Here is a 20,041-nt window from a genome sequence, read left to right on the forward strand (position 1 = left end):
AGTTCGGAGCCAACATCCTCTTTACATTTAGAAACCAAGTTTAGCCTTTTATGGAACCAGATCGTGATTTGTAACCACTCAGGGGGGCAATATTTGGATCCTGTTTAAATCAATTTTTAAAGGAGATAATTAATGGACGTGAGTCGCTCAGGCCAGCTTAGTTCCCAATATCCACAGCACATTGATCCCGTGGAACATGATCAAACTACCTCGATTAAAGCAGCTGACAAACCAGGTCGAGACTCAGCGCCTTCCGATTCTGTGTCTCAGGACAAGTCTTATCATGAGCCGCTTCCATCCAGAGGAAGTAATCGGACCTATCGACCTAGGTCTTTATCAGAGACAAGGATACACGCTCAACTTTCACAAGATGAAAATGAGAAAGTCTTTTCCTTGAAAGACTTCGATAAGTCATTAGACAATTTTGGAGAATTTTTCGCTTCGCATACAGTAGCGTTACACCATGAACTGGACTCGATGAAAAATACTGTCGGAGAACTCTCGACCTCTCTTGCTACGATAAAAAATCAAAAATCGAATTTAGAGCAAAGCGTATCAGCGCGTAAAGAAGGTGCGAAAGCGCGTGCCATTTCGCGAGAAAATACCATTAAAGAACTTCAGGAAGAAAATAAAGGTCTCAATCTTTATAAGGATCAGTCGGATAGCTTAATGGCCAAAATGCAGGAAGCCGTCGATTCCATGGAATCAAAATTAGGCAAACTCAACAAAGACTTAGGAGAAAAATCCAAGATAATCAGCTCACAATCCAATGCAATAAAAAAAGGCAAATAATCATCTAAAGAAGTTAAGAATTCTCATTTAGAAGACCTTCAAGAAAAAGACAGGACCATTGTTGAAATCCAAAATCAAATCAATAACCTGCAATCCGAGCTTGATGCAGAAAAGCAAAAAAACACTCTACTTCAAGCTCAGCTAGGTGCCATTAGCTCAACCGAAAGGCAATTCACACCTGCAAAATCTAATGCGTTGGTGAAAACTGGTAAAAAGATAAGTGATCAGTCAGAGGTTTTACAAAAACTCAACACCAAGCTTCTGGATGAACGAAAAGAAATGGTTGCACAGAACAAAGAAAACAAGAAAGAAATTGCCCAGCTAAAAGGCCGACTGATTCAGCTAGCAAAGCTGGCCGGAATTGAGCTTCCAGAAGCGAACTAAATATATAGGCAGGCCAGTTCAAAACAGCATTACTGGCTTGCCGTGATAATTGAATATCCTAAACTTTATTCACCAAAACAAGCCCAGCTTGGAATTACCGTTAGTGATAAGCGGCGTGGCTAATCGCGCTTGATTCATCACTCGAAATGGGAAGTGTTATTTGATTGACCCGTGCGCTGTGCCGATCAACAATTCCCGGACTCAGAATTGAGTTTTTCTTCCGCAACAGCCGGCGGCACGAAGCCGTTGTGCTGATGCGGCCTTGTCCAGTTTTACCGCTGCATGAGATAGCGCCCGATACCTTGCTCGGCCAGCGCTGCCGTCATATAGCCCACCGTCGGTATCCATTCCGTTTTCAAGCTCCGAGACAGCCGCTCCGTGGGCGCGTTGTCATAGCAATTCCCCCGTCGGCTCATGCTTTAAGTTATCAGCTCTCTGCTTACTAGGTAGTTGTTCACGAACGCTCGCCTTCGGCTACAAGCCCCTACCTACGCAAAAACGCACCCCACCCTGACGGTTTTCATAATCGCCCTCCACTCGGCCATTGCTAGCATCAGCTCACACTCCATAACAACAAGGCCGCCCCATGCCGTACTTCCCTGATGTGGAACCTATCCGATACGAAGGCCCGGACAGCGATGCCCCCCTCGCCTTTCGCCATTACGACGCCAACAAGCTGGTGCTGGGCAAACCCATGCGTGAGCACTTGCGCATGGCGGCGTGCTATTGGCACACCTTTGTGTGGCCGGGAGCGGACATGTTTGGGGTGGGGACCTTCAAGCGCCCCTGGCAAACGCCGGGAAACCCAATGGAAATGGCCATCGCCAAGGCCGAGGCCGCCTTTGAATTCTTCTCCAAGCTGGGCGTGGACTACTACAGCTTCCACGACACGGACGTGGCACCCGAAGGGGCCTCACTGAAGGAGTACCGGGACAATTTCGCCCAGATGGTGGACCACCTGGAGCGCCATCAGGAACAGAGCGGCGTACAGCTGCTGTGGGGCACCGCCAATTGCTTCAGCAACCCCCGGTTTGCCGCCGGGGCCGCCAGCAACCCGGACCCGGAAGTATTCGCCTATGCCGCTACCCAGGTGTTCAGCGCTATGAACGCCACCCAGCGGCTCAAAGGCGCCAACTACGTGCTATGGGGCGGCCGTGAGGGCTATGAAACCCTGCTCAACACCGACCTCAAGCGTGAACGCGAGCAGTTGGGCCGTTTCATGCGCATGGTGGTGGAGCACAAGCACAAGATCGGGTTCACGGGGCACTTGCTGATCGAGCCCAAGCCCCAGGAGCCCACCAAGCACCAATACGACTATGACAGCGCCACGGTATTCGGTTTTCTACAGCAATACGGGCTGGAGCAGGACATCAAGGTCAACATCGAAGCCAACCACGCCACCCTGGCCGGCCACAGCTTCCACCACGAGATCGCGACAGCCGTGTCCCTGGGTATCTTTGGCAGCATCGATGCCAACCGGGGCGACCCGCAGAATGGCTGGGACACGGACCAGTTCCCTAACAGCGTGGAAGAAATGACCCTGGCCACTTACGAGATTCTGAAAGCGGGCGGTTTTACCCACGGTGGCTTCAACTTCGATTCCAAAGTGCGCCGGCAAAGCCTGGACGAGGTGGACCTGTTCCACGGCCACATAGCGGCCATGGACGTGTTGGCGCTGTCCCTCGAACGCGCCGCCGCCATGGTGCAGAACGACCGGCTGCAGGCGTTCAAAGACCAGCGTTATGCCGGCTGGCAGCAACCGTTCGGCCAGCAGGTGCTGGCGGGTGAATTCACCCTTGAGTCCCTGGCCCAACACGCCTTCAGCCATGAGCTGAATCCTCAGGCAGTGAGTGGCCGGCAGGAAATGCTCGAAGGCATTGTGAACCGGTTCATCTACCGCTAGGCGCTGTGACATTCGTACGACAAATCATTACGCGCCGTTGGCCGCTACGTTCTACAGTGGTTACCGGCAGTTGCAATACTTGTGTCTCCAACAACAATAAAAGGGCGCACTACCATGAAAGCACTCAAACGTACCCTGCTGGCCAGCGCATTGGCCTTGCTGTCCCTTCCCGTAATGGCCGACTCTGCGCACCCGAAAATCGGCTTCTCTATCGACGACCTGCGCTTGGAGCGCTGGGCGCGTGACCGCGATTACTTCGTGGCCGCGGCAGAAAAGATGGACGCCAAGGTGTTCGTGCAATCGGCCGACGCCAATGAGCAGAAACAGATCTCCCAGATCGAAAACCTGATCTCCCGTGGCGTGGATGTGATTGTGATCGTGCCGTTCAATGCCACGGTGCTCACCAACGCCGTGGCCGAAGCCAAGAAAGCCGGCATCAAGGTGGTGTCGTACGACCGGCTCATTCTCAATGCCGATGTGGATGCCTATATCTCCTTTGATAACGAGAAAGTAGGCGAAATGCAGGCCAGCGGCGTACTCAAAGCGGCGCCCAAGGGTAACTATTTCCTGTTGGGCGGCGCACCTACCGACAACAACGCCAAGGTGCTGCGTGAAGGCCAGATGAAGGTGCTGCAACCGGCCATCGACAAGGGCGACATCAAGATTGTGGGCCAGCAATGGGTCAAGGAGTGGAACCCTACGGAAGCCCTGAGCATTGTGGAAAACGCCCTGACCAAGAACAACAACAAGATCGACGGCATCGTAGCCTCCAACGACGCCACTGCAGGCGGTGCCATCCAGGCCCTGGCCGCGCAAAAACTGGCCGGCAAGGTACCCATCTCGGGGCAGGACGCCGACCTGGCAGCGGTCAAGCGGGTAATCGATGGCACCCAGACCATGACCGTCTACAAGCCCCTCAAGCTGATCGCGTCCGAGGCAGCCAAGCTGTCGGTGCAGTTGGCCCGTAACGAGAAGCCCAGCTATAGCTCCCAGTACGACAATGGTGCCAAGAAGGTGGACACCATTCTGCTCACCCCCACCCCGCTGACCAAGGACAACATCGACCTGCTGGAAAAGGACGGCTTCTACACCCCGGCCCAAATGAAAGGGCAGTAAGCGTGTGAACCTGACTGTCGCTTGCGTGTGAGTGCCGAGCCATGCCTGACTACCTGTTGCAAATGAATGGCATCGTCAAACGCTTTGGCGGTGTAAAGGCCTTGAATGGCATCGATCTCAAGGTACGGCCCGGCGAATGCGTGGGCCTGTGCGGCGAGAACGGTGCCGGCAAGTCCACCCTTATGAAGGTACTGTCGGCGGTGTACCCCTTCGGCACCTGGGAGGGGGACATCCTCTGGGACGGGCAGCCCCTCAAGGCCCAGTCTATTCGGGACACCGAAGCAGCCGGGATTGTGATTATCCACCAGGAATTGACCCTGGTGCCGGACCTTTCGGTGGCTGAGAACATCTTCATGGGCCACGAACTGACACTTCCCGGTGGCCGGATGAACTACCCGGCCATGTATCACCGGGCCGAGGCCCTGATGCGCGAGCTGAAGGTGCCCGACATGAACGTGGCACTGCCGGTGTCCCAGTACGGTGGCGGCTACCAGCAACTGGTAGAAATTGCCAAGGCGTTGAACAAGCAGGCTCGGCTGCTGATCCTGGATGAGCCCTCGTCGGCCCTGACCCGGTCGGAAATCGAGGTGTTGCTGGGCATCATCCGCGACCTCAAAGCCAAGGGTGTGGCCTGTGTGTACATATCCCACAAGCTCGATGAAGTGGCGGCGGTGTGCGACACCATTTCGGTGATTCGTGACGGCAAGCACATCGCGACCACGGCCATGGCGGACATGGACATTCCCAGGATCATCACACAGATGGTTGGGCGTGAAATGAGCAACCTCTACCCTTCCCAACCCCATGAAGTGGGCGAGGTGATCTTCGAGGCTCGGCATTTCACCTGCTATGACCAGGACAACCCCAAGCGCAAGCGAGTGGACGATATTTCCTTCATCCTCAAGCGTGGCGAAATCCTGGGCATCGCTGGGCTGGTAGGTGCCGGACGCACCGAGCTGGTGACGGCGCTGTTCGGTGCCTACCCTGGGCGCTACGAGGGCCAGGTGTGGCTCAACGGTGAGCGCATCGATACGCGCACCCCGCTCAAATCCATCCGGGCAGGCGTGTGCATGGTGCCTGAAGACCGCAAGCGCCAGGGCATCATTCCCGACTTGGGTGTGGGCCAGAACATCACCCTGGCCGTGCTGGACACCTATTCTAAGCTGACCCGCATCGATGCCGAGGCCGAACTGGGCAGCATTGATCGGGAAATCACCCGCATGCACCTGAAAACCGCCAGCCCCTTCCTGCCCATTACCAGCCTGTCGGGGGGTAACCAGCAGAAAGCCGTGCTGGCCAAGATGCTGCTGGCCCAGCCCAAGGTGCTGATACTGGACGAGCCCACCCGTGGGGTGGATGTGGGCGCCAAGTACGAGATCTACAAGCTGATGGGCGCGCTGGCCGCCCAGGGCGTGTCGATCATCATGGTGTCGTCGGAGCTGGCCGAAGTGCTGGGTGTGTCGGACCGCGTGCTGGTGATCGGGGAAGGCCAGTTGCGGGGTGATTTCCTTAACAAGGGGCTGACCCAGGAACAGGTGCTGGCTGCTGCGCTGACGGCGCCATCAGGCCATGACAATGACAACAAGCGGAAAACTGCCTAGATGAACCAGGTCAAACAACTGTTCACCCGCTACAAGATGCTGGCACTGGTGATCGCAGTGGCGATCATCTGGTTGTTCTTCAGCTGGCAGACCGAAGGCGGGTTCGTAACCCCGCGCAACCTCTCCAACCTGCTGCGGCAGATGTCCATTACCGGCATTCTGGCCTGCGGCATGGTGCTGGTGATCATCAGCGGGGAGATCGACCTGTCGGTAGGCTCACTGCTCGGCCTGCTGGGCGGGCTGGCGGCGATTCTGGACGTGGTCTATCACGTACCTCTGCTGGCCAACCTCGGGCTAGTGGCGCTGTGCGGCCTAGTGATCGGCCTGGCCAATGGCTGCATGACCGCCTACCTGCGCATTCCCTCGTTCATTGTAGGCCTGGGCGGCATGCTTGCCTTCAGAGGCGTGCTGCTGGGCATTACCGGGGGGACTACCATCGCGCCGGTGTCACCTGAGTTGGTGTATGTGGGCCAGGGCTACCTGCCCCAGAGCGTTGGCTTGGTGCTAGGTGCTGCATTGTTTGCCTTGACCCTGTTCCTGACGTGGCGGCAACGTCGAAACAGGGCCCTCCATGGCCTGGCGCCCCACACACTGGTCCGTGACCTTTTGCGGGTGGTGGTGATTGGCCTGGTGCTGGCGGCCTTTGTGTACACCCTCAATAGTTACGACGGCATTCCAGTGCCGGTGCTTCTGCTGTTGGTGTTGCTGGGCGTGTTCAGCTATGTGACCAGCCAGACAGTCTTCGGCCGGCGCATTTACTCAGTGGGCAGCAACATGGAGGCTACGCGGCTCTCCGGCATTAACGTGCAAGCCATCAAGTTATGGATCTTCGGCATCATGGGGGTGATGTGCGCCCTGGCCGGCCTTGTGAACACCGCTCGGCTGGCAGCCGGTTCCCCCTCTGCCGGGAACATGGGTGAGCTGGACGCCATTGCGGCCTGCTTTATCGGCGGCACCTCCATGCGCGGCGGTTCTGGCACGGTGTACGGTGCCTTGCTGGGCGCGTTGGTGATCACCAGCCTGGACAACGGCATGTCCATGCTGGACGTGGACAGCTATTGGCAGATGATCGTCAAGGGCAGCATTCTGGTGCTAGCGGTATGGGTAGACGTGAGTACCCGTGCCGGGCGGCGGTGAGTACCACCTAGAGCGGGTATTCCCGGGCTTTGCCCGGTCCAACAGGGGGGCTGTGCTAGCCGTAGGCCGTCACCGCCCACTTCACTTTCTCCAGGGCCGGTTTCAACAGCGGCTGCGCTACCGAACCCAAGGCCAGGCGCAAGGCGTGTGGCACGTGCGGGGTCACCGCAAAGGGCTCTGCCGTGGACACGGCAATCTGCTCGTTGAGCAACACTGTGACCACTTGGTCGGCCCTGGCCTCCTCGGGCAGCGGCAGCCACAGGAACCAGGACGTATCATGGGCCGTGTACGTCAGCCCTTGCAGAGCCTGCCGGGCGATGACTTGGCGCGCTCTGGCGTCTCCACGCTTCTCAGCCTCCAACCGCCCTACCGTACCGTCTTCCAACCACTGGGTGACTAAGGCCGTCAACACGCATGGCGTGTTCCACGTCGTAGCACGGATCACACGCTCCAGGGCTGGTACCCAGGCCACCGGGGCAATCACAAACCCCACGCGCAGCCCTGTGGCGATGTTCTTGGAAAAGCCGGACACGTACAGCGTCCGCTCGGGCGCCAGCATCGCCACGGGGATGGGCGCGGGGTCTACCAGGTAGGCGTAGGCCGCGTCTTCTATCAACAGCACGTTGTGCGCACGTGCCAACGCCACCAAGGCGACGCGTTGCGCTTGCGGCATCACCCACCCTAGGGGGTTGTGCAAGGTAGGCAGGGTGTACACCGCCTTCACACGACGCTGTTTGCACAACCGGGCAAGGGCGTCCAGGTCTGGCCCGCCTTCACCCGCAGGGATGGCAACCACCTCCAGGTGCAGGGCCTGGGCCAGCACCTTGAAACCTGAATACGTCAATGCATCGGCCGCAATCACATCACCTGGTTTCAACATCGCCATCAGGGCAACGGCCAAGCCGTGCTGGGCGCCATTCACAATCAGCACTTGTGCTGCGTCCACCGTCAAACCGCGTGCCTCGGCATGCCGGGCGAATGCCTCGCGCTCATGGAGGCGGCCGGCATGGGGCTGGTACCGCAACAGGGCATCCAGGTCGCCGGTGGATGCCAGTTGGCGCAGCCCGGCCCTGAGCAGTTCGGTTTGATGGGGCAATGATGGATAGTTGAAGTTTAGGTCCAGCATGCCAGGGGCAATGTCTACCTGATCGATACCGTGGCCTTCAGGCAGCGATCTGTCTCTGACATAGGTGCCCCGCCCGGTCTCGCAGCTCACAAGCCCCATGGCCTGCAGCTCGGCATACACCCTGGAAGCTGTCACCAGCGCCAGCCCTTCCTGGGCGGCCAACTGCCGATGGGGTGGCAAGCGAGTGCCGGGCTTGAGCACCCCCGCTCGAATATCGGCGGCTAATGCATCCACAAGCGCTTTATAACGAGCGGGGGGCATGGGTGTATCCATGACAATTTTTTGATTGTGCTGATTGTGCAACCTTACCCTGATCCTTACTACCCCACCTGCACGGATAACCCCATGGAAGGTAATGCACTTATGAGGCAGCACACGCGATACGCCGGCTGGATCAACGGGCTGATCGGTGTGATGATTTTCAGCGGCTCCTTACCGGCCACCCGCCTGGCTGTCACTCAGTTCGACCCGCTGTTCCTGACCTTCGCCCGTGCCTGTATCGCCGGCGCCCTCGCCGTGTGCCTGTTGCTCCTGTTCAAGCAGCGGCCCCCTACCCGCTCACAACTCGTATCGTTGGCCGTGGTAGCAGCGGGTGTGGTGGTAGGCTTCCCACTGCTCACAGCCCTGGCGCTGAAGTCGGTCACGGCCGGGCATGCCATCGTGTTTATCGGGTTGTTGCCACTGGTCACGGCTGCGTTTGGCGTGCTGCGTGGCGGCGAACGACCAAAACCTGCCTTCTGGGTGTTTTCGGCACTGGGCAGCGGCGCAGTTGCGGGCTTCGCGGTCACTCAAGGCCTGGCGGCTTCAGCGGCGGGCGACCTGTTAATGCTGCTGGCCATCCTGGCGTGTGGGATGGGTTACGCCGAGGGCGCGAAGCTGGCACAGGCCTTGGGTGGGTGGCAGGTTATCTGTTGGGCGCTGTTGCTGTCGTTGCCTTTGATGCTGGGCGCGAGCCTGGCCTGGCTGCCTTCTGATTTTTCCAATGTCAGTGCAACCGGGTGGGCAAGCCTGGGCTACGTATCGGTGTTCAGCATGCTGGTGGGGTTTGTATTCTGGTACCGGGGCCTGGCGCAAGGCGGCGTGGCTGTGGTGGGGCAGTTGCAGCTATTGCAACCATTCTTTGGCCTGGCCCTGGCAGCGGCAGTGCTCCATGAACAGGTCAGCCCAGCCATGGCCAGCATTGCCGGGGTAGTGATCCTGTGCATCCTGGGTGCCCGGCGATTTGGGCGATAGCGCAGGTAACTGAAACCTTTCGTTAATCTGCTCGTGACATTCCACTGCCATAGTCACTGCGCGTTCGGTCAGCCGACTGAGCGCCGTGAACGACGCTGCCGTGGAGGCCCTTGCATGACGACGCAAACCCTTACTCGCCAAGGGCTTCGCTTACGCCCGCGCCTGCTTGGCCTACGGCTGCCCAACCTGCGTGCAGCCCTGCTGATGGCGGCGGTGTGTGCAGTGGGTGTTCAGGTGTACCGGGAATGCTGGTTCGAACAGGCCTATGGGCATTGGCACAATGTGTGGGCCGGCAACGCCGCCCCGGCCCAGAACCTATGGCTGCCAGCGTTCACCGTAGCCATTGATGCCAAGGTGGTGGAACCGGGCTTGCGCAACCTGTCAGGCATCACCTATGACTACGACAATGACCGCCTGCTGGCCGTGACCAATGACACGCCCATTGAACTGCTGGTACTGACCAAAGAGGGCGAGGTAGAGGGCCGCTACGCTTTGACAGGGTTCCAGGACCCGGAAGCCATTACCTACGTGGGCCACGATCGGGTAGTGATTGCCGAAGAGCGCACGCAGCGGCTGAATATGATCACCCTGCCGCGCTCGCCGCAGCCGTTGGCAGCCGCCCAGGCGCAGACGGTGACCTTGGGGCTGAACCTCACCCGTAACAACAAGGGGCTTGAGGGCGTGACCTACGACCCCGCCACCGACAGGCTGTTCGCCATAAAAGAACGTGACCCCTTACAGATGTGGGCCGTGACAGGCCTTATGAAGTCGGTACAAGGGCCGGTCAACGTGTCGATCACTGACCTTACCTCCTGGCTGACCCTCAACCGCTATGCCAGCGACCTGTCCGATGGCTATTTCGACCCCGTCACTGGGCACCTGCTATTGCTCAGCGACCAATCGAAAAACATTACCGAACTGGACAGCGAAGGTCGCTTCGTCAGCATTCGATCCTTGCGCGCCAACCTGGGTGGCCTGGCCAAGGATGCGCCCCAGCCTGAGGGCATCACCATGGATACCGACGGCAACCTGTATGTGGTCAGCGAACCCAACCTGTTCTACCGGTTTGCAAAGCCGGCTCATTGACTGCCCGGCGTGCGCGCCAGAAATACTCCAAGCTAGCCGCCAGCCACAGGGTATAGGTCAGCAGCTCGATGCCCTCTTCCACCGCGGTCTTGGCCAGCCGTGCATAGCCGCCCTGCAGGATAAGGTGCCACAGGGCCCCCATGCCGAACACCCGTGAGAACACCAATACGGCGAACCCGGTAGAGAAGGCGCTGAATTCGCGAGATTTCAAAAAAACCAGGATTCCGCTCAGGGTACTTGCACGGTTCGAGGCTTTGCAGGCGAACCCTATGCAGCCGCCTGCGATCAGCATCAGGGGCCAGCACCAGGCACTGTGGCTGATAGGGTCGAACAGCCCGTCTAGCTCACGCATCAGCAAGCAGGCGAAAAACCCACCTGCCAGCACCTTGAAGCCCCGCGCTTCCTTCGCGGCAGGTGCGAGCCAGAACAGCAGCGCGCACGCCAACAACATCGATTCCTGGCCAATCTCAGTGAACGATAACTCCAGAAGGTCGGTGTGAAACACCGCCAGGTCTAGCCACAACAGGGTAATGGCCACTGCCACCAGGGCCAGGCGCAAGACGAAACCGACGCCTGCCTGTAGCAGGGTATTTATGGGTAATTGCACAGCACAGTCCGTTACATCATCAGCCAAACGAGCCGGCAACAGTAAACGAATCTTTCACACTTTTTTTACATATCTTTATCGATTGGAAGTATCACTCCAATTTATTGTTATTAGGCAGCCGCGCCTTGGCCTGCCCAATATTTCCGAAGACAGGTCAATAAGGGCAGGCCTTTCCCACCGGCGGCTGGTATAAGGCTGACTTCGACTCCACAGGAAAAACGCGATGGTCGTGAAAGCAACGAGTGCCCTGATGGCAGCGCTGGCGGTGGCACTGGTGTACATGGGGAGTCGCCTCCTGCTGGCGGGCGGGTCACCGGCCTACCTGGGGATCGGCGGTGTAATCCTGCTCACAGCGGTGTTGCTGTGGTTCAAAAAGCGCAGTGCACTCACTCTCTACGCCCTGCTGATGTGGGCCATTCTGGCCTGGATCATTATGGAAGCCGGGTTCGATAAGTGGCAGTGGATTCCCCGTGGCGATGTGTTTGCACTGGTGGGTTTCTGGCTGGCCATGCCCTGGGTGGTCCGCCCTTTGATGCAGGCCCACACGGCCAGCGACACCCGCCGTTTTCATCCGGTGCTGGGCACTACGGTTGCCGTGATGATGGCCATGGTGCTTGCCCTGACCCTGTACGACCCCTACCCCATCGCCGGCACGCTGGGCAACGCCGTTACAACACGCGACAACGCTTCTGCCGGAAGCGACTGGGCCGCGTATGGGGGCACGAACCAGGGCCAGCGATTCTCTATTTTGAACCAAATCAACACTACTAACGTGAGCACCCTGGTGCCAGCCTGGGAATACCATACCGGTGACCTGCGCGACCCGAACACAGATGCCCGCGAATACACCTTCGAGGCCACGCCCCTGAAGGTCAACAACCGGGTCTACCTATGCACGGCCCATAACGAGGTGCATGCCCTGGTGCCGGAAACTGGCACCCTGGCCTGGAAGTACGTACCGGAAAAAAATCGGTCGTACCTGCAGCAGCACCAGACCTGCCGAGGCGTGAGCTATTACGCTGTCGCTTCAGAAGCGGCCGTTACGCTACCTGGGGCCTGTGCCAAGCGCATTCTGATGGCCACCGCCGACGCGCGGCTGCTGGCGCTGGACGCCGACACCGGCCAACTGTGCGAAGGGTTCGGCGACAAGGGCGTTGTTAACCTGAGCGCCAACATGGGCACGCTTCGCCCCCATGCCCTGATGCAAACCTCGGCCCCGCTGGTGGCTGGCGGCCTGGTGGTGCTGGGCAGCTCGGTGATGGACAACGGCTACAAAGACGGCAACCCGTCCGGGGTCATCCGCGCCTACAGTGCCGTAACCGGCCAGCTGGTGTGGAACTTCGACCCAGCCAACCCCACGGCGACCCAGCCTATCGCGGCGGGCCAGACGTACCCCCAGGACACCCCAGTGGCCTGGGCTACCCTAAGCGCTGATGTGAAAAACGGCCTGGTCTACGTGCCGTTCGGCAACGCCTCGCCTGATGAACTGGGGGCCCGGCGCAACCCGGCCAATAACACGGAAATCTTCCGCGATACCCTGGTGGCGCTAGACCTGAACACAGGTGCATTCAAGTGGAAGTTCCAGACTTCCAATAACGATCTGTGGGACCGTGACAACCCTTCCCAGCCCAGCCTGCTCGACATCGGCGAAGACGGCAGCAAGCAGCCAGCGCTGGTGCTGCCTACCAAGGTGGGCAACCTGTTCGTACTCAACCGCCTGACCGGCGAACCCTTGGTGCCGGTGAACGAGGTCAAGGTGTCCACGGAGGGCGGCGTGCCAGGGGAACACTTTGCACAGACACAAGCAGTGTCCGGCATCAATTTCATTCCCAAGCCGCTAAGCGAAAACGCCATGTGGGGGCTCACGCCGTTTGATCAGATGGCCTGCCGCATCAGCTTTCATAAGCTGCGCTACGACGCCAACCCCTGGACGCCGGCCACCGAGCAAGGTTCGTTGATTTTCCCTGGCAACATTGGTGTGTTCAACTGGGGCTCGGTCGCCGTGGACCCGGATCGCCAATTGCTGATCGCCACGCCTGTGCGCCTGGCCTACCGTTACGACCTGATCAAACGTGACGCACAACACCCTGAAAAGCGCCTGTTTACTGAAGAAGGTTCCCCCTACTGGAACGAGAACTTCCAGGGGGACTACGCCATCAAGATCAAGCAATTTGTGTCGTCCCTAGGTATACCGTGTATCGCGCCGCCATGGGGGCGCATGGCGGGCGTGGACCTGAGGACCGGCAAAACCCAGTGGCTACGCCGCACGGGGACCACCAAGAACTTGAAGACAGCGTTCCTGGCTGATCGCTTCCCTGTGGGTTTCCCGGTTGGCATGGTCGCCCATGGGGGGCCTTTGGCGACTGCTGGCGGGTTGGTGTTCCAAGGGGCGACAGCAGACAATTTCTTCAGGGCCTATGACATCAACACCGGGGCGCTGCTGTGGCAGACCGAACTGCCCGCAGGGGGCCAGGCCACGCCGTCTACCTACCTGGGCAGCGACGGCAAGCAGTATGTGGTGATTTCAGCAGGCGGGCATTCCGGGCTGGGGACTACCCTGGGAGATAGCGTGGTGGCGTTCAGAGTGAACTGAAGTGTGATGCTCAGGGCTCGCGCCCCTCACGGACGTGGGCCGCGTCTACGATTAAGGCACCCTGCAGCCGGCGGATGCGCGGTGCCACGTGGTAGGCGCCATCGTCGTTATGACGCAGGTAGACCCGGCTGCAGGCCAGGCAACGCCACACGGTGGCCTGGTTGCAAGGGTAGAACTGCACCGCGATGGGTGCGGTGGGCGACCAGTAGCCCATGTGGTCAGGGTCGTACTCGTCCAGCGTAGCGTGCTCGGGCGCGTATCGGGCCAATGTACCCAGTTGCTCGAAATGAGCGTCGCGATAGCCCACGGGCCAGTTGGACCAGCCGCTCAGGTCGCGGGCCAGGCACGCGCAGGCGCCCGTCACAAGGCTGTCAACGGCGGCCAGTTCGCGTAGTGTGGGGGTATCGATGAACCCGTCCATGTGGCAGTGCTCCTGAAGGTCATGGGGCGCAAGTTGAGCCAAGTGGACTCAGTATACGCCCGACCGTCCAAGTTCGCCGGCTGCACCCGCGCTTCGCCAGCTCCCACATAGCCTGATGCCTGCCACATTGTAGGAGTGGGGGGCCGGCCTTCCGGCGAAGCCTGCGAATGCTTAACGCCAATCACCCGTATAACGTCATTCGAGCACATTCGCCGGCTTCGCCAGCTCCCACACCACGCGCCGTTGTTTATTCGAACGACGCCACTTCATCCAGGTGATTCAACAGGTCCAGGGGTTCTTCATACACCCGCAGCGCCCCTGCGCGTTCCAGCTCGCTGATGTCGTAACCACCCGAGAGCAAGCCGATCCCGGTGGCCTTGGCGCGGCGCGCCGCGAGCATGTCCCAGATGGCGTCGCCAATCACCAGGCATTCCTCAATGGGCACCCCCATCTTGTCGGCACCGGCGATAAACAGGCTAGGGTCAGGCTTGCCCTGCTTTACGTCGTCGCGGGTCACCAGAGTGATCTTGTCCTTATCCAGCCCTAGCACCTTGAGGTTGATTTCAGCGGTCGACATTTCGCCACTGGTGGCGATGCACCACTTCAAGTTCTCCGCATCCAGCTTCTTCAACAGATCTACCGCGCCAGGCAATGCAATGATCTGCCCTTGCAGGCGCTCATACGCTTCGCTGTGGCGCTTGCTCAGACGCTCGGCCTGTTCCTCGGTCAGGTCCAGGCCTGTCTCGCGGGACAGGTTTTTCAGCATCAGGCCGCCGCTCATGCCGATCTTGCGGTGCAAGCGCCACATGGGCAGGGGGATGCCTTCGGCGTCCAAGGCTTCTTTCCAGGCCGCCACGTTCTGGTACACGCTGTCGGTCAAGGTGCCATCGAGGTCGAAGATAAAAGAGGTTTTGTCGCGCATGGGTCAATCCGTAAACAGGCGGGTTCAAGCATCAGAGAAAGCCCGCGCCGCGATGGTTCAAGGGGATTGGCAACGCGTGGGTAGTGAACACCTGCAGCCGTGAACGTTTACGGCACGCCTGGGTGGCAGGAGGGTCCACTGCTACTCACCTGCACACGCCTGGAGCTTCGATGATCACCGTTCACCACCTCAATAACTCCCGTTCGCAACGCATTCTGTGGCTGCTGGAAGAACTGGGGATGCCTTATGAAATCAAGCGCTACCAGCGTGACCCGGACACCAACCTGGCCCCTGCCGAACTCAAGGCTGTCCACCCGCTGGGCAAGTCCCCTGTGATTGAAGACGGCCCTCATGTGCTGATCGAATCCGGCGCGATCGTGGACTACCTGATTCGCCGCCACGGCGAAGGCCGCCTGCAGCCCGACCCGGCCACTGCAACCTACGATGAATACGTGCAATGGCTGCACTTCGCCGAAGGCTCAGCCATGCTGCCACTGATGCTTGACCTGTATGTAGGCCGCCTGGGTGACGCCGGCGCCCCCTTGAAACCCAGGATCGATTCGGAACTGGAGAACTACCTGGGCTACTTGAACACGGCGCTGGGCCTGACGCCCTACCTGGTCGGTGAGGCGTTAACCGGGGCCGATATCCAGATGAGTTTCATTGGTGAACTGGCCAAGGCGCGGGGCAAGATCGACGCCTACCCTCACCTGGCCGCCTGGGTTGACCGGCTGCAAGCGCGCCCCGCTTACAAAAAGGCCATCGAGCAAGGTGGTGAGTACGCCTACGGTCGTTAAGTCAGGGCGCTGGAGGGGATGATGACGCCGGCAGCAGGGCCTCTTCGGCCAGCCTGGCGCGGTCTGCCTTGCTGATGTACTTGTCCTTCTTCACAGGGGCCAGCTTTGCGCTGGCCTTCTTGGCATGGGCCTTGAGCAGCTGTTTGATCTTTTTCTGTCGGTTCACGAGCGGGTTCTCCAGGCGCTGGACGGCTGACAACGCAGACAAGGGTAACGTAAAGCAGGCGGTTCAGCGCGGCTCGGGTTCATTAGGTAGACCGTTCACTGAATGCACCTTTACCCACGGCAAGCCTTCAAACGCTGTCAGTTGCTCCGGCCGTGCACCCGCCGTGATCAGCGTCCACTCGGTTTTAAGGGGCGTCCAGTGCTGCTGATGATCGCGGCCCAGCTTGCTGGCATCGGCCAGCACGAACACATGGGCAGCTTGGTTAATCATCTGTTCCTTAAGGTAGGCCTGGGCGGCACTGGCCTCACACAACCCCCGCTCGGCCACTACCCCGTCAGCGCTGAGAAATACCTTGTCTGCGCTTAGCCGTGCCAGTGCGGCCATGGCCGCTGGCCCTACGCTGGACATGCTGCCCACCCGTAATTCACCACCGAGCAAGGTGACCTGGCCTTCGGGCAGGTTACGCAGCCAGGGCACGGCCAGCATGTTGTTGGTAATTACGTGCAGCCCGGTGCGCTCGTTCAACAACTGCGCCAGCGCCAGCGTGGTTGTGCCGCCATCGAGCAGAACAGTGTCATGGTCCTGGATAAAGCCCAAGGCTGCACGGGCAATGGTACTTTTTTCCATAGCCGACAGTGTGCTGCGCTCTTCCAGCGAAGGCTCAGGCTCGCGTGCTCCCACATGCGCAGCCCCGCCGTACGTGCGCATGATCAGCCCCTGCTCTGCCAGGGCTGTGAGGTCCCGGCGCACAGTAGCCTCCGAAACGCCCAGCGCCTCACAAAGCGTCTCTACATTGGTATTGCCCGGGTTGGCCAGCACCCGTTCAAGGATGGCCTGACGGCGGTTGGCGACTTTCATTCGTGTCCTTGCAAAATACGGCGGCGGTGGGCGCTACTGTACCTCAGAGCGAAGCGCCACCACAGATCACCAACTGCTGCCCCGTAATCGCCCCTGCATCCGGCCCCAGCAGAAAGCCGACGTACCCGGCCACCTCTTCAGGCTGTACGTACCGGCCCAACGGTGGCAGGCGCGGCGGCGTACCCTGCCGGGCCGGGTCACGCAGCATGGGCGTATCCGTGGCGCCAGGTGCCACCAGGTTCACAGTTATCCCCTGAGGGGCCAGCTCCAGTGCCCACGACCGCACCAGCCCCATCAATGCCGCTTTGGTCGCCGCGTACTGGCTTCGCCCGGCCGCGCCATACATGGTACGGCTGCCCACGATCACCACACGACCGCCCTGCCCCAATTGGCTGTACAGGCGGTCCACCAACTGTGTGGCCGCCTCTACATGCACGCGCCACATGGCCTGGCCGTCTTCCAGTTTCAATTCGCCCAGCGAGGCGGTGCGCATGAACCCGGCGGCATGAACAATAGCGTTGACCGGCGCCACGTCGGCCAGAGCCTGGGCGGTTGCTTCCCGGTCGCTCAGGTCCACACCGATCCACCGCAGGCTTGGGTGCTCAAGGTCCGGCGCTGTGCGGCTCATACCGATAACCTGCCAGCTCGTGGCTAACAGGCGCCGGGTGATAGCCAGGCCGATACCGGAACTCACGCCGGTTACCAAGGCTGCCTTGCGTACTGGTTCCATCTCGTCACCCCGGATCATTGCACGCTATTGAGCGGCAGGCGCACGTGTTTGATCTTCTGCCGAAAGTACGTGAAGGCTATATGCAAACTGCCGTCGCGGGCTTGGAGGATGCTGGGGTAGGAGAACTCCCGGTTGAGCTTCTGCTGGGAATTGTTGGTCATGCAGAAGCCGTCTCCCAGTTCCAGGTCGACCCGTACCGGCCAGGTGTGGCCGTCGTCCGTGGACAATGCCAGGCTCATGGGCGCGCGGGGGATGCCCCACACCGCCGATTTACCCATAGCATTGGCGCCTGGGGTAATGCGGTCGTCGCCTTCGTCTTCGATTTCGTCATACAACGACGCCCGACGCTCGCTGATGCCCTCGGCATTGACTGGGTTATACACCAGCGCCAGCGCGCCGTTGGCCAGCTTCACGTACTGGATCGAAGAGTTGTTGTTGGGCAGTTCGGTAGGTTCGGGCGCGGACCAGGTACGGCCACGGTCATAGGAGCGGCTGGCGTAGATGTGGTCTGCCCACCGGCTGCGGAACAGCCCGAGCAGGCTGCCGTCCTCCAGTTGCTGGACATTCATGTGTACGCAGCCGGTGCTGTCGGGTACATCATGGCGCGCCCAGGTGGCACCGGCATCGGATGAGATCATCACGGCGCTTACGTCATGGCTGCCGATCCACTTCTCACCCGGCTGGGTGATGCAGTACCACACTGGCAGCACCCAATCACCGTTGTCCAGCACCGCCGGCGGGTGGCGAACGAAGGTGCCCGCCTGCTCGAACAGGGTGTCTACCGGCCCCCAGGTACGGCCGCCATCCGTGGACAACCGCCGGCGGACGATGGCGGTTTCCTGGTTACCGGACACCTGGGCAGTCCAGATCAGCCACAGTGGGCCATCGGGTGCCTGGAACAGGATAGGGTTCTGTTCCGAGCGGGCCGTGTCGTCACTCAGTTGTTGCGGATCGCTCCATTGCATTTCACCCGGCTTCAGGCGCGAGAGCAGCACGAAAATATCCGCCATGCCTTCCTGGGTACCGGCAAACCAAGTGCACAGCAGCGTGCCATCGTGCAATTCATGCAGGTTGGCGGCGTGGTTCTGCGCATAGGGTGTGGGCAGGAACGCGTCCTGACGCTGCTCAATGGTGGGCATGGGGCACCTCGGTGGTGTCAGGCGCCTGGGCGGCGCGGGTGGGCTGGGGCAGGCAACGCTCGATCAGGATCACCAGCGCCGGTGTAGCCAGCGCAATGTACATGTTGTCGATGCCATAGGGGTTTTTCAGCAAATACCACACACTGGTGGTGATAGTAGACGCCGCCAGGCCCAAGGTAGCGCCGCGGGTAGTGGCAAAGAACGGCAGGTAGATGGCCACCAGCGCCACTACCGTGATGGACAGGCGCAAGGCGCGGGTAAAGAACGACAGGTTGAGAATTTCCGGTACGAAAAACACGAAGAACAGCGGCACAAAGCCGATCACCAAGCCGATCAGTTTGGTAGTGCGAAACTCCTGATCGGCGTTGGGCTTGAACCAAGGCACGTAAAAATCCCGCACGACCAGCGACGCGATGGCCAGGGCCACGGTGCTCACACCTACGAAGATCGACGCCACCAGGGAAATGGTCACCACACCGGCAAGCACCGGGCTCATGGATTGCAGAAACACCGGCATGGCGTAGAGGCTGTCCATGCTGGGGTACATGTACTTGGCAATCACCCCGATCAGCCCCAAGGCGATGGAAATAGGAAGGCACAGGATCGCGGCCCAGAAGGTAGACGAGCGCGCAGCACTGGCACTGCGGGTAGACGACACCGCCTGAATGATGAACTGCGTGGAAAAGATGGCCCCGGCCGTGCCGACGATCCAGGCCACCACCTTTGACCCACCAATGGCGCCATCCCAAGTGAAATAATGCTCCGGCAGGCCGTGGCTCACGTTGCTGAAACCACCGCTCAGGGACAAGGCCGTGCCCAGCACGATAAAGATGCCCACGTATTTCACCGCCGTATGCAGCACGCTCACATAGGCCACGCTTTTCAGGCCGCCGAACACGTAATACAGCGTGCTGATAATGGCGGTGATAAAGGCGGCCACTGGGAGGTTGATCTTGAGCACTGTCGAGATGGCCGCCGCGCCGCTGATGTAGTTGCCTACGTTCACCAGCAGCAATGCGTAGATCATAATGATCGACACCATGAGCTTGGTGGAGCGTCCGTACTTCTTCTCGATAAAGCCGGAAATGGTGAACTCGCCGGAGTTGTACAACTTACGCGCCATCAGCAAGCCAAATAGCGGGAAGCCAATGGCCGCAGCCACCACCGCCCACGAGGCTGCCATACCGCTCTCGAACGCCGCCTGTGCCGTGCCCACCGTGGACTTGGCGCCAATGTACTCACTCATCATCAGGATACCGACGATGTAGGCCGGCATGCTGCGGGCCGCCACCATGTACTGCTCACTCGTTCGGCTGCGCAGGCGCAAGCTGATCCAGGTGGTAAAGAGGATATAGGCCACGACCATGGCGACGATGATCAACGTGTCCTGGGTATCGAACGTGTGCATGGTGTTCGCTCCGTTTGTTGTT

Annotated in this window: 19 protein-coding genes and 1 pseudogene; 10 read left to right on the top strand and 10 right to left on the bottom strand. The window is 59.8% G+C overall.

Features of this window, described 5'->3' with window-relative positions:
• Positions 1-132: 132 nt before the first annotated feature.
• Positions 133-792 carry a hypothetical protein gene (locus tag ACSAMW_RS04005; protein ID WP_500592774.1) on the top strand — a complete coding sequence of 220 codons (660 nt, stop codon included), beginning with the start codon at positions 133-135 and terminating at the stop codon, positions 790-792.
• A gap of 198 nt (positions 793-990) precedes the next feature.
• Positions 991-1,176, top strand: coding sequence for a hypothetical protein (locus tag ACSAMW_RS04010; RefSeq protein ID WP_500592775.1), 186 nt, complete (start codon positions 991-993; stop codon positions 1,174-1,176).
• A gap of 185 nt (positions 1,177-1,361) precedes the next feature.
• Here ACSAMW_RS04010 and ACSAMW_RS04015 read toward each other — a convergent pair.
• Positions 1,362-1,595, bottom strand: a pseudogene (locus ACSAMW_RS04015) (IS3 family transposase); the annotation flags it as partial.
• A 167-nt stretch (positions 1,596-1,762) separates the two neighbouring features.
• Here ACSAMW_RS04015 and xylA point away from each other — a divergent pair.
• The 4 genes from xylA (at position 1,763) to ACSAMW_RS04035 (ending at position 6,933) form a co-directional block, all read left to right on the top strand.
• Positions 1,763-3,079: a xylose isomerase gene (gene xylA / locus ACSAMW_RS04020; RefSeq protein WP_500592776.1), complete on the top strand. Its 1,317-nt coding sequence runs from the start codon at positions 1,763-1,765 to the stop codon at positions 3,077-3,079.
• Positions 3,080-3,193: 114 nt separating this feature from the next.
• The gene (gene xylF, locus ACSAMW_RS04025) at positions 3,194-4,195 is read left to right on the top strand and encodes a D-xylose ABC transporter substrate-binding protein (RefSeq protein WP_500592777.1); all 1,002 of its coding nucleotides are present in this window, start codon (positions 3,194-3,196) and stop codon (positions 4,193-4,195) included.
• Positions 4,196-4,236: 41 nt separating this feature from the next.
• Positions 4,237-5,796, top strand: a complete 1,560-nt coding sequence (gene xylG / locus ACSAMW_RS04030) for a D-xylose ABC transporter ATP-binding protein (protein ID WP_500592778.1) — start codon at positions 4,237-4,239, stop codon at positions 5,794-5,796.
• Positions 5,797-6,933: a sugar ABC transporter permease gene (locus ACSAMW_RS04035; RefSeq protein WP_500592779.1), complete on the top strand. Its 1,137-nt coding sequence runs from the start codon at positions 5,797-5,799 to the stop codon at positions 6,931-6,933.
• Between the two features lie 55 nt (positions 6,934-6,988).
• On the opposite strand, the gene ACSAMW_RS04040 is transcribed toward ACSAMW_RS04035, so the two are convergent.
• The gene (locus ACSAMW_RS04040; RefSeq protein ID WP_500592780.1) at positions 6,989-8,320 is read right to left on the bottom strand and encodes an aminotransferase-like domain-containing protein; all 1,332 of its coding nucleotides are present in this window, start codon (positions 8,318-8,320) and stop codon (positions 6,989-6,991) included.
• Between the two features lie 102 nt (positions 8,321-8,422).
• Here ACSAMW_RS04040 and ACSAMW_RS04045 point away from each other — a divergent pair, with 102 nt between their 5' ends.
• Positions 8,423-9,292: a DMT family transporter gene (locus tag ACSAMW_RS04045; protein WP_500592781.1), complete on the top strand. Its 870-nt coding sequence runs from the start codon at positions 8,423-8,425 to the stop codon at positions 9,290-9,292.
• Positions 9,293-9,406: 114 nt separating this feature from the next.
• Positions 9,407-10,378 (top strand): SdiA-regulated domain-containing protein, encoded by a 972-nt coding sequence (locus ACSAMW_RS04050; RefSeq protein ID WP_500592782.1) that lies wholly within the window; start codon positions 9,407-9,409, stop codon positions 10,376-10,378.
• Here ACSAMW_RS04050 and ACSAMW_RS04055 read toward each other — a convergent pair.
• A complete protein-coding gene (locus tag ACSAMW_RS04055; RefSeq protein WP_500592783.1) occupies positions 10,332-10,985 on the bottom strand; it encodes a hypothetical protein in 654 nt (217 codons plus the stop codon). The genes ACSAMW_RS04050 and ACSAMW_RS04055 overlap by 47 nt on opposite strands.
• A gap of 223 nt (positions 10,986-11,208) precedes the next feature.
• Here ACSAMW_RS04055 and ACSAMW_RS04060 point away from each other — a divergent pair, with 223 nt between their 5' ends.
• Positions 11,209-13,578 carry a membrane-bound PQQ-dependent dehydrogenase, glucose/quinate/shikimate family gene (locus ACSAMW_RS04060; RefSeq protein WP_500592784.1) on the top strand — a complete coding sequence of 790 codons (2,370 nt, stop codon included), beginning with the start codon at positions 11,209-11,211 and terminating at the stop codon, positions 13,576-13,578.
• 10 nt (positions 13,579-13,588) lie between these two features.
• On the opposite strand, the gene ACSAMW_RS04065 is transcribed toward ACSAMW_RS04060, so the two are convergent.
• Both ACSAMW_RS04065 and ACSAMW_RS04070 read right to left on the bottom strand, forming a co-directional pair.
• Positions 13,589-13,999 (bottom strand): hypothetical protein, encoded by a 411-nt coding sequence (locus ACSAMW_RS04065; RefSeq protein ID WP_500592785.1) that lies wholly within the window; start codon positions 13,997-13,999, stop codon positions 13,589-13,591.
• Positions 14,000-14,246: 247 nt separating this feature from the next.
• Positions 14,247-14,921: an HAD family hydrolase gene (locus ACSAMW_RS04070; RefSeq protein ID WP_168085942.1), complete on the bottom strand. Its 675-nt coding sequence runs from the start codon at positions 14,919-14,921 to the stop codon at positions 14,247-14,249.
• 170 nt (positions 14,922-15,091) lie between these two features.
• On the opposite strand from ACSAMW_RS04070, the gene ACSAMW_RS04075 reads away from it, so the two are divergent.
• Positions 15,092-15,718 carry a glutathione S-transferase family protein gene (locus tag ACSAMW_RS04075; RefSeq protein WP_500592786.1) on the top strand — a complete coding sequence of 209 codons (627 nt, stop codon included), beginning with the start codon at positions 15,092-15,094 and terminating at the stop codon, positions 15,716-15,718.
• Between the two features lies 1 nt (position 15,719).
• On the opposite strand, the gene ACSAMW_RS04080 is transcribed toward ACSAMW_RS04075, so the two are convergent.
• The 5 genes from ACSAMW_RS04080 to ACSAMW_RS04100 form a co-directional block, all read right to left on the bottom strand.
• Positions 15,720-15,884, bottom strand: coding sequence for a DUF2986 domain-containing protein (locus ACSAMW_RS04080; RefSeq protein WP_500592787.1), 165 nt, complete (start codon positions 15,882-15,884; stop codon positions 15,720-15,722).
• 63 nt (positions 15,885-15,947) lie between these two features.
• The gene (locus ACSAMW_RS04085; RefSeq protein WP_500592788.1) at positions 15,948-16,742 is read right to left on the bottom strand and encodes a DeoR/GlpR family DNA-binding transcription regulator; all 795 of its coding nucleotides are present in this window, start codon (positions 16,740-16,742) and stop codon (positions 15,948-15,950) included.
• A 43-nt stretch (positions 16,743-16,785) separates the two neighbouring features.
• The gene (locus tag ACSAMW_RS04090) at positions 16,786-17,472 is read right to left on the bottom strand and encodes an SDR family NAD(P)-dependent oxidoreductase (RefSeq protein WP_500592789.1); all 687 of its coding nucleotides are present in this window, start codon (positions 17,470-17,472) and stop codon (positions 16,786-16,788) included.
• A gap of 14 nt (positions 17,473-17,486) precedes the next feature.
• Positions 17,487-18,611, bottom strand: coding sequence for a sialidase family protein (locus tag ACSAMW_RS04095; protein WP_500592790.1), 1,125 nt, complete (start codon positions 18,609-18,611; stop codon positions 17,487-17,489).
• Positions 18,598-20,019, bottom strand: a complete 1,422-nt coding sequence (locus ACSAMW_RS04100) for a sodium:solute symporter family protein (RefSeq protein ID WP_500592791.1) — start codon at positions 20,017-20,019, stop codon at positions 18,598-18,600. Before ACSAMW_RS04100 ends, ACSAMW_RS04095 begins: the two co-directional genes overlap by 14 nt.
• Between the last annotated feature and the right edge of the window lie 22 nt (positions 20,020-20,041).

The sequence above is a fragment of the Pseudomonas sp. AB39(2026) genome, assembly GCF_059831485.1.

Coding starts and splice junctions, on each gene's coding strand:
- ACSAMW_RS04035 (WP_500592779.1), top strand. CDS start 5,797: ATGAACCAGGTCAAACAACTGTTCACCCGCTACAAGATGCTGGCACTG.
- ACSAMW_RS04050 (WP_500592782.1), top strand. CDS start 9,407: ATGACGACGCAAACCCTTACTCGCCAAGGGCTTCGCTTACGCCCGCGC.
- xylA (WP_500592776.1), top strand. CDS start 1,763: ATGCCGTACTTCCCTGATGTGGAACCTATCCGATACGAAGGCCCGGAC.
- ACSAMW_RS04005 (WP_500592774.1), top strand. CDS start 133: ATGGACGTGAGTCGCTCAGGCCAGCTTAGTTCCCAATATCCACAGCAC.
- ACSAMW_RS04100 (WP_500592791.1), bottom strand. CDS start 20,019: ATGCACACGTTCGATACCCAGGACACGTTGATCATCGTCGCCATGGTC.
- ACSAMW_RS04040 (WP_500592780.1), bottom strand. CDS start 8,320: ATGCCCCCCGCTCGTTATAAAGCGCTTGTGGATGCATTAGCCGCCGAT.
- ACSAMW_RS04085 (WP_500592788.1), bottom strand. CDS start 16,742: ATGAAAGTCGCCAACCGCCGTCAGGCCATCCTTGAACGGGTGCTGGCC.
- xylF (WP_500592777.1), top strand. CDS start 3,194: ATGAAAGCACTCAAACGTACCCTGCTGGCCAGCGCATTGGCCTTGCTG.
- xylG (WP_500592778.1), top strand. CDS start 4,237: ATGCCTGACTACCTGTTGCAAATGAATGGCATCGTCAAACGCTTTGGC.
- ACSAMW_RS04090 (WP_500592789.1), bottom strand. CDS start 17,472: ATGGAACCAGTACGCAAGGCAGCCTTGGTAACCGGCGTGAGTTCCGGT.
- ACSAMW_RS04060 (WP_500592784.1), top strand. CDS start 11,209: ATGGTCGTGAAAGCAACGAGTGCCCTGATGGCAGCGCTGGCGGTGGCA.
- ACSAMW_RS04045 (WP_500592781.1), top strand. CDS start 8,423: ATGAGGCAGCACACGCGATACGCCGGCTGGATCAACGGGCTGATCGGT.
- ACSAMW_RS04065 (WP_500592785.1), bottom strand. CDS start 13,999: ATGGACGGGTTCATCGATACCCCCACACTACGCGAACTGGCCGCCGTT.
- ACSAMW_RS04095 (WP_500592790.1), bottom strand. CDS start 18,611: ATGCCCACCATTGAGCAGCGTCAGGACGCGTTCCTGCCCACACCCTAT.
- ACSAMW_RS04075 (WP_500592786.1), top strand. CDS start 15,092: ATGATCACCGTTCACCACCTCAATAACTCCCGTTCGCAACGCATTCTG.
- ACSAMW_RS04070 (WP_168085942.1), bottom strand. CDS start 14,921: ATGCGCGACAAAACCTCTTTTATCTTCGACCTCGATGGCACCTTGACC.